Source organism: Bacteroides sp. (assembly GCF_030151085.1).
GTDB lineage: Bacteria > Bacteroidota > Bacteroidia > Bacteroidales > Bacteroidaceae > Bacteroides.
Window position 1 is genome coordinate 13,285 of record NZ_JASLER010000046.1, and the last position, 14,722, is coordinate 28,006.

Below are 14,722 nucleotides of genomic sequence, written 5' to 3' on the forward strand. Positions count from 1 at the left end.
GTATTCTACTTAACTACTTACTACTTGACTACTTAACTACTTAATCACTTCTCTAATTGAACTGGCGGGGACTTCTTTGACTCAAAATAACGTAGATTATCACCGGTGCCCCGATTACCGGAGTAACCGCATTCAGCGGAATGATACCTGCCTCGCCGGGCAACACACATATCAAATTGCAGAGTAACGCTACGGCACCGCCACTCAGGATAGTTACAGGTAACAGGGAGTTATGATTGGCAGTCCCCAGTATCATGCGTGCTACATGAGGCACAGCCAGACCGATAAAGGATACGGGTCCACAAAATGCGGTTGTCACTGCCGTCAGAAGTCCAGTAACTACCAAGAGCCAATTGCGCACGCGGCGAATATTCACTCCCAGGTTTTCGGCATACCGATCGCCCAGCAACAAGGCATTCAAAGGTTTTATTAATAGTAACGAACTGAATAGACCTAATACCGTAACCAGTGCAAAAGCCGGCATCTGCTGCAAAGAAACACCGCCAAAGTTGCCCATGCCCCATATCATATACGATTGTACTCCTTCTGCCGTAGCAAAGAAATTCAGCAACGAAATAGCCGAAGAAGCGATATAGCCTATCATGATCCCCGTTATCAGCAGCATTATATTGCTTTTTATCAAAGTTGAGAAGAATAGAATAAGTGCCATAATCAACATAGCACCGATAAATGCACCTGCCAGTACCGAGAAGAAGCCGGACAAGCTGAAAGTACCTGCCGTAATGCTACCGCCGAACAGCAACATTACAAATGCCACTCCTAAACTAGCACCCGAATTAATACCCAAAATAGAAGGACCGGCTAGTGGATTCTTGAAAGCAGTCTGCAACATCAATCCACAAACAGCCAATGCGCCGCCACAAAGTAATGCAGTCAAGGCTTGGGGAAGGCGGGATTCTAATAATATAAAGTTCCAGCTAGCCTTCTCCCCTTCTCCACCCAGAAGAATACGAAATACATCCACCAGTGGAATCGATACCGATCCAACCAGCAAATTAGCAGCAAAGAGTAGCAGAATAACTACTCCTAAGCCTATTCCATATTTCCATCCTTTACTCATTCAGCCTGCAAAAATAGCGTAAACCTCCCAAATCTCCTATTTCAGGATGAAGTATCTGTATCAAATCCGACAACAGATAATCGGGACGGAAGGGCGTTTCTTCATAGAAAGGCACTTTAGCTGTATTGCAGCCATATATATTCTTTGTTTTGAAAGCCTTCAAACCGGTATAGCCGATATAATCAGCCTGCAAATCGGAATAAGTCATATCACGGTCACGATTGTACTTGATAGTCCACACATCGGCATCGCCAGCCTTATCGAAGACTGTTTCGAAAGCCAAAGGCACGGAACCGCTATGTGTATCGTCGGAAAAGACATAGCGCCCACAAGCATCATTAAAGAGGCGACCGATAGTGCTACGTCCTCCCGGGACATACCATGCAGAACCACTTTTCAATTCGCTAAGTACCGACAAAGATACTGACGAAAGCGTAGCACGCATTTTGAGCTGCTGATAACAGCTATCTACTTCGGTAAAAAGGCTATCGGCCTCGGGAGCAGTACCAAAGAGGAGACCATAGAAGCGCATCCACTCAGCACGTCCTAAAGCGGAAGTTTCCATATAGTCGGCACACTCAATAATAGGGATATTCAGTTTTTCTACACGACCGTATCCTCCACTGTTTTCGAAAGGAGAAAGTAGGACGGCATCGGGATGCAGGTCGATTATCTTCTCCATATCGGGATTCATAGCGTCGCCACAATCAACGATTGCGCCTTTGTTGCAAGCTTCATGTATGGACGGCAGTTTAATATATTTCAAGTCGCAGACACCGGCAATACTGCTGAAAGCTCCGAGTTTATCTATCAGACCGCAGTGCACAGAAGAGTAGATTACGGATTTAGTAAGCGGTGTGCGTACAATAGTACCTTCGGGAAGAGATTCGGGAAGGGCTTTCTCTTTGGGAACTAATATATAGGTATGCAATGTCTTCAGAGTGTCCCAAGGATTGCGCAGAGTGGCAATGGTATAATCGGGATAGGCTACCAAAGTGAGATTGTCGGCATAACGCAAAGGAATGGTATCACCTTCACCTAAAGAAGAAACAACCTTGCCTCTTCCCCCACATGAGGAAAGAAGTAAGGCTGCAATTATACAGATAAAGAGAGTATATCTTTTCATCGATATTAATTAAAGAAGATTGCAGTATTCGGATTCATACCTCCCGCATCAAACTTCTCTACAAAAGTACCGTCTTTCTTGAAACGATAGATTGTACCGTTCGTTGTATATTCAGAAGTACCAATATAGAAATCACCGTTATTATCATTTACTTCCAACATATGCAATGTAATTGATGCAAGTTCAGCAGGAGCATTCTTCAGGAAAGAAGTATTGCTTATCTGTCCGGTCTTGATGTTGTAAGTGAAGTAAGTGTTGACTGTTTTATACGGTTTCACCGTCCAATCAGTTATCGAGTTTACCAAGTATAGTACGCCATCTTTGGCAGCCATATATGTAGCATTACCTATCTTGGTCACTTTATTATTATTAGCGGGGTCAATCATCTGTAGTACATAACCCTCTACCGAAGAGTAATCATTGGAAATGAGGAACACCTTGCCGTCCTCTTCAAGCATCTCCGTATAAGGGTTAGTAGCTACCGTTAGCGTTTCTTTCAAGGTAAATGTATGCAGGTCAATGACCTTTACCTCTGTATGATAATTATAGTCGGGAGTACAACTATTTGCCACGTAAAGCATATCTTTACAGATAGCTACACCTTCCAAATTATCACCAAGTCCGGTCAGTTTAGCCTCTACCGTTAATGTACTTGCATTGATCTTAGCTACAACTCCTCCCCAGAAAGAAGCATAGATATATCCGTCTTCAGCATCTATATAGCGAATGCCCGCACTCAGGTCATTGTCATTTACAAATGAAACACGCTTCAATTCTACACCTGCTGCATTCAGTTTAACCAAATAATTGGATTTATATACAGCTACATAAATTTCATCCTCATACTCTATCATGCTCTGACCGGTATCACCCAACTTAGCATTGTTCTGAGTCTTAAAGATATCGCTGATAAAGTCTGCATCTCCATTTGGTGCGTAGAAGGCTATACCTGCATTGTTCGCTTGATAAGAACCTTCGTTCAAAATAAAGACACGTGCCTGGGGCAAGGTTACCTTCGAACCGCTGTCGTCCCACGAATTGTCATCGTCATCACTACAAGATGCCAAAGATGCACCCAAAGCAAGCATGCACAGCATGCCGAATAATAAACTTCTTACTTTCATCATTTTGTTGTTTTATACTAGATTATTAAAACTTAAAGGTACCCGTCAGCCGCCACGAACGTCCCGGCATAGGATAATATTTTATCACGTCATATTGCTCATCAGTAACATTAACCATTTCTGCTTGTACAGACAAACGGCATTTTCCTAAAATAAACTCACGGGAAAGTGTCATAGTATGCTCCATATACCCTTCTATCTCATTCTCCGGAATATTTTGTGATAAATAATACCGTTTCCCCACCCCTACTACAGAGTAACCTACATTTAGCCATGGCATTTCTATCACAGCCGATGCATTCCCACTATGAAGAGGCGTATAAGGTAATTGATCCTTATAATTCTTCGCCTCAGGATCGGTCAAGTCTATAGCCTTCTGCCACGTATATCCACCCGACATTATCAATTTGAATCCCTTGGTCAACGAAATGGCGGTAGCTAAAGTAGCATCCACCCCTGCCGCATGAACCTTACCGTAGTTCGCCATCTTCCATGCGTATGTGGTAGGAAAAGCTACAATCTTGTCCGTCACATCATTATAGTAACCATCCAAAGTAACAGAGAGATAATCCAAGAACAGCAAACCGGATTTACTCCATGTAATCCCTACATTGTACTCATCCGCCTTTTCGGGACGCAAATTACGGTTTCCCATTCTATAATAATAAAGATCGTTGAAAGTAGGCAGGCGGAACGTACTCTTATACATCAGTCGCAGAAAAAGTAACTCCTCCTGCCAGGGTTGCAAACTAATAGAAAGAGAAGGAGCCAAACGACGGAAATTATCGGGAGCCGTCCCCTGCTCTACATGTTCAGAAGTAGCCGTATGTACCAATGAAGCGGTGGTCGTAATCCATCCTTGACGATAACGGGCATTCAGAGCACTGATAGAAGTATATCTCGTTGGAAAAGGGCATTCCGGCAGGCTATTGCGAAGTTTGTTTATCACTCCGTCCTGTGCCAACGAAAGAGTCAAAGTCTCCATAGGACGATAGAGCACAGTAGCCGACATGTAATATTCGTCCTGCCGATGATGCTCCTGATAATATCCGTTGGTATATTCTTTACCTTCATCCTTGTACTTATTCCATCCATGATTAAATTTTGCCTGTGCCTGCACACTCCACTGAGTAGAGAAATTCTTTTTATATCGTGCTTGCACAAATGTATTCTCATCCCAAAGTGTCTCGTCAGAAAGAGGATTATAAAGAGTTACCGCTCCCGGTAACCCGCGCCGGGAATAGAAATAATAACCTTTCACATCCAAGTCACCACCATCTTTAAACGTATGATAGAGGGTAGCCTCTCCCTGCCAGGAATAGATATTCGAATTATTACGCTTCTCTTCCGTCACATACTTTCCATTAACCAGTGTAAAGGGATAGTTGCCATCAGCACGCATATAGTTAGCATTTATGGCAAAGCGTGTACGGTTACTTAGTTTCTGCCACCAACGAAACGAAGGAGTAACATAACCAAACGACCCTCCCCGTATGCGTGCCTGAAACTGCGCATCGCGTCCATCCTCAAAATGAGGTTTTTCTGTTTCTATACTTAGCACACCTGCCGATGCATACAAACGAGCGGACTGCAACATATTTTCCGTCTGACCTATAGCTAAAGAAAGCATCGATACATTGTCGAGTGAGAAGCGTCCTATATCAATTTGTCCCGCCTGACAGTTACTTACCGCCACACCATCGTAGCTGACAGCCGTATGGGCTGCCCCCATATTGCGAATCGAAACCGTTTTTAATCCTCCAATACCACCATAATCCTTCACATTGGCTCCGGCAAACCGGCGCACGGCATCCGCCATATTCTGTATACCCAACTGACTGATATCTTGTTGAGACAGGGTCTGTATAGGTACTGCCGAAGTTACCTTGTTGGGTAACCGTCGTGCCGTCACAGTCACTTTCTCTATTTGGTGCACTTTTTCCGTAATCGTATCTTTCCTCACTTCCTGAGCCGAAAGCTTGGATACTACTATGCCAAAGAGTACGATACCGATGAGCAGTACCTTCATTCTTACAATCATTAAATAACTAAAGATTAATCCTTATATCCTAACTTGCGCACTATCCGCTTTCCTCGAACGAACAATTTTTCGACTTTGTTTTGCAGGTCTTCTGACTCGTCTCCAGTACATCGCCTTCCCATTTTCATCAAGAAATAGTGGCATAAGTAATGATGTACCCAATATGAAACTCACAGCAGCGGGACTGTTCGGGACTTTCACCCGATTCCCTTTTCATCCAATCCTCCGAATAGAGGATGCGGAACAAAACGTTGGCAAAGATAGGAATATATTGCTTAAAAATAAATATCAGATTATACAATATCTCAAAAAATACAGTATCTTGCCAGCCAGTTCAATAATAAACAAGCTATTATCTCACAAAATGAAACCATTATTTCAAGAATTACCCTTTCCTATAAGTAACCATATACAATATTATGTCGAAGATTTGCCTCACTTTATTGTACCTTGGCATTTCCATCCGGCTATAGAAATTATGTATATTACCAAAGGAACAGGTACCCGGTTTGTAGGAGATCATATAGAACGATATGTAGAAGGAGATGTCTGTATGATAGGCCCTCAGCTACCTCATGAATGGAGAAATGATGAAATATATTTCGATAAAAAAGCAGGTTTACGTTCCACATGTATATGTTTATTCTTTAAAAGCGAAATCTTTGAGACAAACCTGATTCGTTTGCCGGAGATGTCAAATATACGTAACCTCATAGAGCTTTCGCGCCGAGGACTCAAATTTACAGGAGAAAGCAAGACGTTATTAGGCAAATTAATAACAGATGCATCTACAGAAACTGGTATTAAAAAGATAATTGATTTATTCAATCTTCTGGAAATGATGGCAACCACCGAGGAATATGAAGTACTTGCCAGCGTTGGTTATACAGAATCTGTAAATTCAGAAGACTTTGAGCGCTTCAGTAAAGTTTATAAATACTTGGTTCTGAAATTTAATACCCCAATCAAGTTAGAAGAAGTATCAGCTCTTGTAGGACTAACCCCAACCGCTTTTTGCCGCTATTTCAAAAAGCGAACTAAGAAAACATTCGTTGAATATCTTAATGATATGCGCATTGGATATGCGAAAAAGCTATTAATAGAAGGAAAAGCAAAAATATCTACTGTCAGTTTGGAAGCAGGATTCAATAATTTATCCAACTTCATTGATCAATTTAAAAAATCTACCGGCTTACTTCCTTCTGAATATCAAAAGAAATATGGAGTAAAAGACAAAACAGATCTATAGTGAACTAAACTCTAAAATACAATCCCTATTCATATTTATGATCTATTTTTAATCACAAGATTGTCCATAAGAGCAAGATACCATAATTATCTGTTAAAATCAAAAAACCTCCGTCAACTGATATGCCCTATATTTGCAGTATCTAAAAATAGATCATTCATAATACTATATACAAAAAAAACATGGACAGACGAAATTTTTTGAAACAATCAGCCACTGTTACATTAGGAAGTCTTGTATCGTCATCACTTCTCAATGCTTCTACATTAACAGAAAGTAAACAAATACTCAAAACGAACTCTTCTAAAACAGCTCCACGGGCTATTACCATGTGGGATTTCTCCTGGTTGGAACGCCGTTGGCCGGGAGCTGGTTATGAAAACTGGGATATCGCTCTCAACGAACTTGTAGAGAGAGGTTATAATGCCATCAGACTGGATGCTTATCCACACCTACTCGCAGCCGATCCTAAGAAAAAATGGTTATTGAAAGAAGTGTGGAACCAGCAGACTTGGGGTAGTCCGGATATGAATGAAGTACAAATACAACCTTATCTGAATGAATTCCTGTTTAAATGTAGCGAACGCGACATTAAAGTGGGGCTTTCTTCTTGGTTTAGACAAGATGTGGATGATACACGAATGAAACTTACCTCTCCTGATAAGATGGCTGACTGCTGGATCACTACCTTGAAAGCCATTGAAAAGGAAGGACTTATGGATACAGTTCTATATGTGGATTTATGCAATGAATTTCCAGGTGATGCATGGGCGCCCTACTTCCCCTATCAATATCCCAATAAAGGATGGGGGGAATGGTATAAAAAGGAATCCTTGGACTGGATGGAGCAGACTGTGAAAATAATGAAGAAACACTATCCTGATATTCCATTCATGTTCTCATTCGATTCTGACGATTTACGGTATTATGAAGATGTAGATTCTTCTTTCCTCGACTTCTATGAACCACATATCTGGATGGCTCAGCGTAATGGTGGAGAATTTGATAGAACAGTGGGGTATGATTATGGACGCTTTACTCCTGAAGGATATAAAAACCTTGCTCGCAATGGTGAAAGAGTGTACAGAGAAAAACAAGAATATTGGCAAAGCTTGTTAGTAAACAGGATTCACCAAATGGGTGATATTGCTCGTAGACTTAAACGTCCACTAATGACCACAGAGTGTTGGGCAGTTGTAGACTACAAAGACTGGCCATTGATGAAATGGGATTGGGTAAAAGAGTTATGTGCACTTGGCGCTACCACTGCCGCCGAAACCGGTATGTGGGTAGCTGTAGCCACCAGTAATTTCTGTGGACCACAATTCGTAGGTATGTGGAGGGATGTGAAATGGCACCAACAGCTAACATCAATTATACGCTCCGCAAAAATAGATGAATCATTAATAAAAGACAATGAAATAGCAGCAAAGCTGATAAAAAGACTCTAACTCCCCTTCGAACACACAAAATCAATTATATGGAAATGCTGTAGATTTACCTCTACAGCATTTCTACTTTCTACAATGACAAATGAGAATATTTTGGAAATATCTTCGTTTTAATCGTCATTTTCCTAACTTTGTAATCTAAACCAAAATATCAACCTACCATGAAATATAAATTATTAGTTCTTGACGTAGATGGTACCCTAGTCAACAATGAGAGAGAAATCAGCAAACGTACCCTAGCCACCCTACTGAAAGTGCAACAAATGGGAATACGCATCGTATTGGCATCCGGCAGACCAACCTACGGATTAATGTCATTAGCCAAAGCACTCGAACTAGGCAACTACGGTGGTTTTATTATTTCTTATAACGGCTGCCAAATAATTAATGCCAATAATGGAGAAATCTTATTTGAACGACGTATCAATCCCGAGATGCTACCCTATTTGGAAAAGAAAGCTCACAAAAACAGCTTTGATATATTTACTTACCATGATGATACAATCATTACAGACAGCCCGGAGAATGAATATATCAGAAACGAAGCCCAGTTAAACGACCTCAATATCATTGTAGAAGACGAATTCTCAACCGCAATAGATTTTGCACCTTGCAAGTGTGTACTTGTAGGTGATGACGAAAAAGCCTTGATAAGTTTGGAAGAACACTGGAAAAAACGACTAGATGGTACCTTGGACGCATTCCGTTCCGAACCTTATTTTCTGGAAGTAGTACCTTACGGCGTTAACAAAGCAAATACCTTAGGTGTTTTGTTGGAACAACTGGGCGTTACGCGTGAAGAAATAATTGCCATTGGCGACGGTGTTTGCGATGTAACCATGCTTCAGCTAGCCGGTATGGGTATAGCAATGGGACATTCGCAAGACTCTGTGAAAGTTTGTGCTGACTATGTAACAACCTCCAACGAAGAAGATGGTGTAGCTCAAGCCGTAGAGAAATTAATATTGGCTGAGGTACGTGCTGCAGAAATCCCACTCGAACAATTGAATGAACGTGCACGCTACGCATTAATGGGAAATCTAGGCATTCAATATACGTATGCCTCCGAAGATCGTGTGGAAGCAACCATGCCCGTCGATCAACGTACCCGCCAGCCTTTCGGTATTCTGCATGGAGGTGCAACCCTGGCATTGGCAGAAACGGTTGCCGGACTCGGTTCCATGCTCATCTGCCAACCAGATGAAATAATCGTAGGAATGCAAGTCAGCGGAAATCACATTTCCTCAGCTCACGAAGGAGATACAGTACGTGCAGTAGGCACCATCGTACATAAAGGACGCTCTTCTCATATATGGAATGTAGATGTGTTCACTTCAACCAACAAACTGGTATCTTCCGTACGAGTTGTTAATAGTGTACTAAAGAAAGGATAATTTAAGCAATCGTATGAACCGAACAATACAAATCGAAAAAGAGAGCTGCATCAAGTGTGGCAAATGTGCGCAAGTATGTCCTTCCGGCATAATGGTTAGGGATGAAAGAAGCAAAGAAATCAATCTGATCCATCCCGAACATTGCATCGGTTGCGGACATTGTGTCGATGTATGTCCCACTCATTCAGTGATCCACAGTGACTTCCCCGCAGAGCATGTTCACTCCATTGACTACTCGCAGATGCCTAGTCCCGAACAAGTAATGTTACTCATCAAGTCGCGTCGCTCGAACCGTACCATTACCTCCAAGCCTGTTCCTCAAGAACTATTGGAGCAAATTGTTGAAGCTGCCCGATACGCTCCCACCGGCACAAATGCCCGACAAGTATCATACACACTCATCACAGATCCCGATAAGTTACTCCAAGTCAGCGACTACACCATCGGTGTATTCAATTCACTTGCTAAAGTGTTGCTGAATCCTATAGTAAAGCTTCTTCTAAAGCCATTCATGCAAGATACGTACAAGTACGTCCCCATGTTCGAAAGTCTAAAACAAGAACATGCCGAAGGAAAAGACCCCATTCTGCGCAAAGCAACGGCACTGCTGATAATCCATACGCCCAAATCCAATCGCTTTGGTTGTGAAGAAGCCAATCTGGCTTATCAGAATGCTTCATTAATGGCGGAATCTTTAGGCATCAGCCAAGTATACATGGGTTTTGTACTTACTGCCATCAAGCAAGATAATAAAAATACATTTAATAATATCGTAGGAATTGAAGGAAGGGTACAAGCCATAATGGCTTTGGGTATGCCTGCTTTCAAATATCCAAACTATGTGGACAGACTTTAATCTAAGGATAAAAGACATTATGATTCCATCAGCATCCTCGTTATCTCCACATCCAAATCAGCACCTTCGGGCAAACTAAGTTTAGTACGAAGCCGATAGCGATTCTGCAACACACTGGGACGGCTAATGCCGAGCGTGCGAGCTACCTCCTCATTGGTCTGCTTCAAGACGATGAGCATACAAAGCAATTCGTCCGTGCGCGTGGCACGGGGACAAACCGTGCGCAAGTGATGCAGCACCGTGGGATAGAGAGCCGAGAAAGAATCGCGGAAGGTCTCTTCTTCCTCTTTGGTAAGCAGACGAGGTTGCAGATTGAGCATCACCTGATCCAAATGGCAAGTATTTTCGTGCGTCTCCTGTACTTCCGCCAGTTGGCGCAGCAATTCTTCGTTATGATTATTCAGTTCCTGACGCGAGGTGATGAGTTGTTGCAGGCGCTCACTTTGTTCACGAAGATGAGCTTCCGCCACTTCCTTCTCCCGCTCTTTGAGGCGCAGATGGAGTTTCAAAGCCTTCTGCCTCATCCAGAACCAGCCACCGACACACAGCCCGACAACAAGCAGTGACAACCCGATGGTCACAAAAAAACGCAGACGGTTGTTCTTCAACTCCACCTCAGCAGACAGAAGTAGGTTCTCCTGCTCCTTCCGGCGGGTATCGAAGCGGATATTCGCCATAGCGATGGAACGTATATTCTTCATCTTCTGCATCGAGTCCTGCAACTGGGCGTAATAGGGATAACGAGCCATGAAGCGGTCTTTCTGCCCCACTTCCCGGTAGGCTTTCATCAGGTAGTTGTAGGTGACGATTTCATCCTCTATCGATTCTGCCTCCTGATAGGTATGCGCAGCTTGTTCCAGCAGGGGGATAGCGGCGGCAGCTTTTTCATTAGCATACAGCACCTTGCCTATGCCGGCCTTTACATCATCTTTTATCCACACCGCAATCTGGGCTGTATCGGCAACAACGCATAAAGCAAAGGCAACGCCTTGTAAGCCGAATCCGGTATCTCCGAATAAACATCAGCCAGAACGATATCGCTGCCTACTACCGCATCTTTGAGTTCCATAGCGGCAGAAGCCTCGCACCCTTTGCGGATATAATAAACGGCGGAATCCGTCCTGTGAAGGGCGTTCAATATATCGGCATGCTTACGGTAGATATCACCCAATGCCGCTCCTTTGTTCCGATGTCCGATGGCAATGGCTTTAGCGTTGGATTCGAGCGCTTTGTCGTAGAATTCCAGAAGGTGATATGTCCATGCCAGTTGATTATAAGCAAGGGACATGGCAGCGTCCTCACCCTGTTTCTGGTAGTAGGCGATGGCTTCCTCGTTGACACGCAAAGCATCTTCATAACGTAACTCCGTGCGATATGCCGATGCCAACATACTCATCATACGTCCCGTATATGGGTACGGAACACCCGTTGCCCGATACACATCCAGCCCTTTTTCAAGCAGAAGGATTCGGTCTTTATGAGTTCGTGTGAAACCCACGGCAGCGGCAACCAGTTCGCAGTTCCTCATTACCCGGATTGGCTCCGGGGGACCGGGCAACCGGAAGAAGCTGTCTACCAATGCCTCCGTATGCTCTGCATCGCCAAGCCGGGAGGCGACAAAAAGACGAATTGGCATAGATGTCACTGCGATACCCATCGAGAAGGGAATGAGGAGGAATCACAGCTACAAGGCTGTCGTAGAAATGCAGGCAGCGCGCGATATGCTTCCCAGTCTTTACAGAGGAGAAATAGGTGGACATAGCTTCGCGAATCATTGCATGTATGGAGTTGTCCGAGCTCTGCTGCGGCAGTTGGGGGAAGAAAGAGGACTCGATAATTCCGAATGTTTTGTTGCTGTCACCATCCTTCAAGGCAGTTTGGGCTTGTTTTAATACCTGTGCCAGCGGAGTATAACGGGAATCGTTATGGGCAGGATTATTCCGACAGGAAGCAAGCAGACAAATGGTGAGTAATATAAGAAATAGACGTGCAGCTCTCATGTGTATTAAATTTTAAGATACAAATCTACAGTAAATATCCGAGCAATCCATACTTTAGATTGAAGAAATCCGTTGAAACTTTCCCATTAAGAATAATGATATGAGACAAAAAATAGGAATCAATAACTGATGAAAAATGAAGGTCAAGATATGGAAAAAGGCGTGTAACTCCTTACGAATTACACGCCTTTTATTCTATTTCGGTATTATTTTATTGCTATTTTTACCTTACTTCACTTCTTCAAAATCAGCATCTTGTACATTATCTCCATGCTTGCTGTTATCCTGAGCACCACCTTGTTGTCCGGCATTCATATCAGGACCAGCCTGTGCACCACCTTGAGCACCGCTCTGAGCATACATTTCAGCGCTGGCAGCTTGGAATGCAGTATTCAGTTCTGCCATAGCAGAATCAATAGTTGCTAAATCCTGAGCCTTGTGAGCATCTTTAAGTTTCTGTAAAGCTGCTTCAATAGGAGCCTTCTTGTCAGCAGGCAACTTATCACCTAATTCTTTCAACTGATTTTCAGTAGTGAAGATCATTGAGTCAGCTTGGTTCAACTTATCAATCTTTTCACGTTCTTTCTTGTCAGCGTCTGCATTAGCTTCTGCCTCAGCTTTCATCTTTTCAATTTCTTCTTTACTTAAACCACTGGAAGCCTCGATGCGGATAGCCTGTTCCTTACCGGTAGCCTTATCTTTAGCAGATACCTTCAAGATACCATTAGCATCGATATCGAATGTAACCTCAATCTGAGGAACACCACGACGAGCCGGAGCTATACCTGTCAAGTTGAACTGACCGATTGATTTGTTCTGAGCAGCCATCGGACGTTCACCCTGCAATACGTGGATGGTAACTTCTGTCTGGTTATCGGCAGCAGTAGAGAATGTTTCGCTCTTCTTACAAGGAATAGTCGTGTTAGCATCAATCAACTTCGTCATTACACTACCCATAGTTTCGATACCCATAGACAGCGGAGTAACATCCAACAATACAACACCCTTGATTTCATCGGTCAAAACAGCACCCTGAACAGCAGCACCTACAGCTACTACTTCATCCGGATTAACACCCTTAGAAGGAACTTTACCGAAGAGGTCTTCAACCAACTTCTGTACAGCCGGAATACGAGAAGAACCACCTACAAGGATAACTTCATCAATATCAGCGTTGCTCAAACCTGCATCGCTCATTGCTTTCTTACAAGGTTCAAGACAAGCCTGAATCAAGTTATGAGCCAAAGCTTCAAATTTAGCACGAGTCAAAGTCTTAACCAAGTGCTTGGGTACACCACCTACAGGCATGATATATGGCAGGTTGATTTCAGTACTAGTAGAAGAAGACAACTCAATCTTAGCTTTTTCAGCAGCCTCTTTCAAACGTTGCATAGCCATCGGGTCTTGAGTCAAGTCAGCACCTTCGTCGTTCTTAAATTCCTGAACTAACCAGTCAATAATCACCTGGTCGAAATCATCACCACCCAAGTGAGTATCACCATTGGTTGACAACACTTCGAATACACCACCACCGAATTCGAGGATAGAGATATCGAATGTACCACCACCAAGGTCGAATACAGCAACTTTCATATCTTTATGAGCCTTATCGATACCGTATGCAAGAGCAGCGGCAGTCGGCTCGTTCACAATACGTTTTACTTCAAGACCGGCAATCTGACCAGCTTCTTTAGTAGCCTGACGTTGAGAATCAGAGAAGTAAGCCGGAACAGTAATAACAGCTTCTGTCACTTCATGTCCCAAATAGTCTTCAGCAGTCTTTTTCATTTTCTGCAAAATCATTGCAGAGATTTCCTGTGGAGTATAAAGGCGTCCGTCGATGTCAACACGCGGAGTATTGTTGTCACCTTTTACAACCTTATAAGGCATGCGACCAACTTCTTTTTGAACCTGATCCCAGTTTTCACCCATGAAACGTTTGATAGAAGATACGGTGCGGGTGGGGTTAGTAACAGCTTGACGTTTTGCAGGGTCACCTACTTTACGTTCGCCACCATCTACAAACGCTACTACAGAAGGAGTAGTACGTTTACCTTCACTGTTTGCAATTACTACAGGTTCGTTACCTTCAAATACAGCAACACAAGAGTTTGTTGTTCCTAAGTCAATACCAATAATTTTTCCCATGATCGTTATTATTTTATTTGTTATAAGTCCATTTTGGTGTCTACCTCATCAGTAGACGCCAATAGAAAGACAAACGTTATGCCAAATTGTTCAGAGCAGTTACAGTTTTTTGTTTATGACAGTTTGCCTGTCAGTTTGGCAGAATTAAGATTACTTTGTCTGCTTTTAATTACCATTTGTTAATTCCTATCCCGTTCAAAAGCTCTACTTTTGCCAACCAAAAAGAAAGGATTCAGGGATAGGAAGGAATGA

The 14,722-nt window shown here is 42.9% G+C and carries 12 protein-coding genes and 1 riboswitch; of the genes, 4 read left to right on the forward strand and 8 right to left on the reverse strand.

All coding sequences use genetic code 11. The features are described 5' to 3' along the window. Positions 1-52: 52 nt before the first annotated feature. From Q1W14_RS08535 to Q1W14_RS08550, 4 genes are read right to left on the reverse strand one after another with little or no spacing between them, the layout of a single operon-like run. Positions 53-1,081: an iron ABC transporter permease gene (locus tag Q1W14_RS08535; RefSeq protein ID WP_300700708.1), complete on the reverse strand. Its 1,029-nt coding sequence runs from the start codon at positions 1,079-1,081 to the stop codon at positions 53-55. Next, on the reverse strand, positions 1,074-2,207 hold the full coding sequence (locus Q1W14_RS08540) for an ABC transporter substrate-binding protein (protein WP_300700710.1): 1,134 nt from the start codon (positions 2,205-2,207) through the stop codon (positions 1,074-1,076). Before Q1W14_RS08540 ends, Q1W14_RS08535 begins: the two co-directional genes overlap by 8 nt. 5 nt (positions 2,208-2,212) lie before the next feature. Next, on the reverse strand, positions 2,213-3,331 hold the full coding sequence (locus Q1W14_RS08545) for a DUF5074 domain-containing protein (protein WP_300700797.1): 1,119 nt from the start codon (positions 3,329-3,331) through the stop codon (positions 2,213-2,215). 25 nt (positions 3,332-3,356) lie between these two features. After that, a complete protein-coding gene (locus Q1W14_RS08550) occupies positions 3,357-5,360 on the reverse strand; it encodes a TonB-dependent siderophore receptor (RefSeq protein WP_300700712.1) in 2,004 nt (667 codons plus the stop codon). Positions 5,361-5,435: 75 nt separating this feature from the next. Continuing rightward, positions 5,436-5,636, reverse strand: a riboswitch (cobalamin riboswitch). A gap of 100 nt (positions 5,637-5,736) precedes the next feature. On the opposite strand from Q1W14_RS08550, the gene Q1W14_RS08555 reads away from it, so the two are divergent. From Q1W14_RS08555 to Q1W14_RS08570, 4 genes are all read left to right on the forward strand, one after another. Then, a complete protein-coding gene (locus Q1W14_RS08555) occupies positions 5,737-6,621 on the forward strand; it encodes an AraC family transcriptional regulator (protein WP_300700714.1) in 885 nt (294 codons plus the stop codon). A 182-nt stretch (positions 6,622-6,803) separates the two neighbouring features. Continuing rightward, complete coding sequence (locus tag Q1W14_RS08560; protein ID WP_300700717.1) at positions 6,804-8,072, forward strand: cellulase-like family protein; 1,269 nt, start codon at positions 6,804-6,806, stop codon at positions 8,070-8,072. Between the two features lie 161 nt (positions 8,073-8,233). Then, complete coding sequence (locus tag Q1W14_RS08565) at positions 8,234-9,466, forward strand: Cof-type HAD-IIB family hydrolase (RefSeq protein ID WP_300700721.1); 1,233 nt, start codon at positions 8,234-8,236, stop codon at positions 9,464-9,466. Between the two features lie 13 nt (positions 9,467-9,479). Beyond that, a complete protein-coding gene (locus Q1W14_RS08570; RefSeq protein ID WP_300700724.1) occupies positions 9,480-10,322 on the forward strand; it encodes a nitroreductase family protein in 843 nt (280 codons plus the stop codon). 17 nt (positions 10,323-10,339) lie between these two features. On the opposite strand, the gene Q1W14_RS08575 is transcribed toward Q1W14_RS08570, so the two are convergent. The 4 genes from Q1W14_RS08575 to dnaK all read right to left on the reverse strand — a co-directional run bounded on the left by Q1W14_RS08575 (position 10,340) and on the right by dnaK (position 14,470). Further along, on the reverse strand, positions 10,340-11,224 hold the full coding sequence (locus tag Q1W14_RS08575; RefSeq protein ID WP_300700727.1) for a hypothetical protein: 885 nt from the start codon (positions 11,222-11,224) through the stop codon (positions 10,340-10,342). 29 nt (positions 11,225-11,253) lie between these two features. Further along, positions 11,254-11,850, reverse strand: coding sequence for a tetratricopeptide repeat protein (locus Q1W14_RS08580; protein ID WP_300700730.1), 597 nt, complete (start codon positions 11,848-11,850; stop codon positions 11,254-11,256). Then, a complete protein-coding gene (locus tag Q1W14_RS08585; protein WP_300700732.1) occupies positions 11,798-12,322 on the reverse strand; it encodes a hypothetical protein in 525 nt (174 codons plus the stop codon). Before Q1W14_RS08585 ends, Q1W14_RS08580 begins: the two co-directional genes overlap by 53 nt. Before the next feature lie 228 nt (positions 12,323-12,550). After that, positions 12,551-14,470: a molecular chaperone DnaK gene (gene dnaK, locus Q1W14_RS08590; protein ID WP_300700735.1), complete on the reverse strand. Its 1,920-nt coding sequence runs from the start codon at positions 14,468-14,470 to the stop codon at positions 12,551-12,553. Positions 14,471-14,722 lie beyond the last annotated feature (252 nt).

Excerpts from the sequence above, each read along its gene's own strand:
- Q1W14_RS08535 (WP_300700708.1), bottom strand. The coding sequence starts at position 1,081 with ATGAGTAAAGGATGGAAATATGGAATAGGCTTAGGAGTAGTTATTCTG.
- Q1W14_RS08550 (WP_300700712.1), bottom strand. The coding sequence starts at position 5,360 with ATGAAGGTACTGCTCATCGGTATCGTACTCTTTGGCATAGTAGTATCC.
- Q1W14_RS08545 (WP_300700797.1), bottom strand. The coding sequence starts at position 3,331 with ATGAAAGTAAGAAGTTTATTATTCGGCATGCTGTGCATGCTTGCTTTG.
- dnaK (WP_300700735.1), bottom strand. The coding sequence starts at position 14,470 with ATGGGAAAAATTATTGGTATTGACTTAGGAACAACAAACTCTTGTGTT.
- Q1W14_RS08580 (WP_300700730.1), bottom strand. The coding sequence starts at position 11,850 with ATGAGGAACTGCGAACTGGTTGCCGCTGCCGTGGGTTTCACACGAACT.
- Q1W14_RS08570 (WP_300700724.1), top strand. The coding sequence starts at position 9,480 with ATGAACCGAACAATACAAATCGAAAAAGAGAGCTGCATCAAGTGTGGC.
- Q1W14_RS08555 (WP_300700714.1), top strand. The coding sequence starts at position 5,737 with ATGAAACCATTATTTCAAGAATTACCCTTTCCTATAAGTAACCATATA.
- Q1W14_RS08585 (WP_300700732.1), bottom strand. The coding sequence starts at position 12,322 with ATGAGAGCTGCACGTCTATTTCTTATATTACTCACCATTTGTCTGCTT.
- Q1W14_RS08565 (WP_300700721.1), top strand. The coding sequence starts at position 8,234 with ATGAAATATAAATTATTAGTTCTTGACGTAGATGGTACCCTAGTCAAC.
- Q1W14_RS08540 (WP_300700710.1), bottom strand. The coding sequence starts at position 2,207 with ATGAAAAGATATACTCTCTTTATCTGTATAATTGCAGCCTTACTTCTT.
- Q1W14_RS08560 (WP_300700717.1), top strand. The coding sequence starts at position 6,804 with ATGGACAGACGAAATTTTTTGAAACAATCAGCCACTGTTACATTAGGA.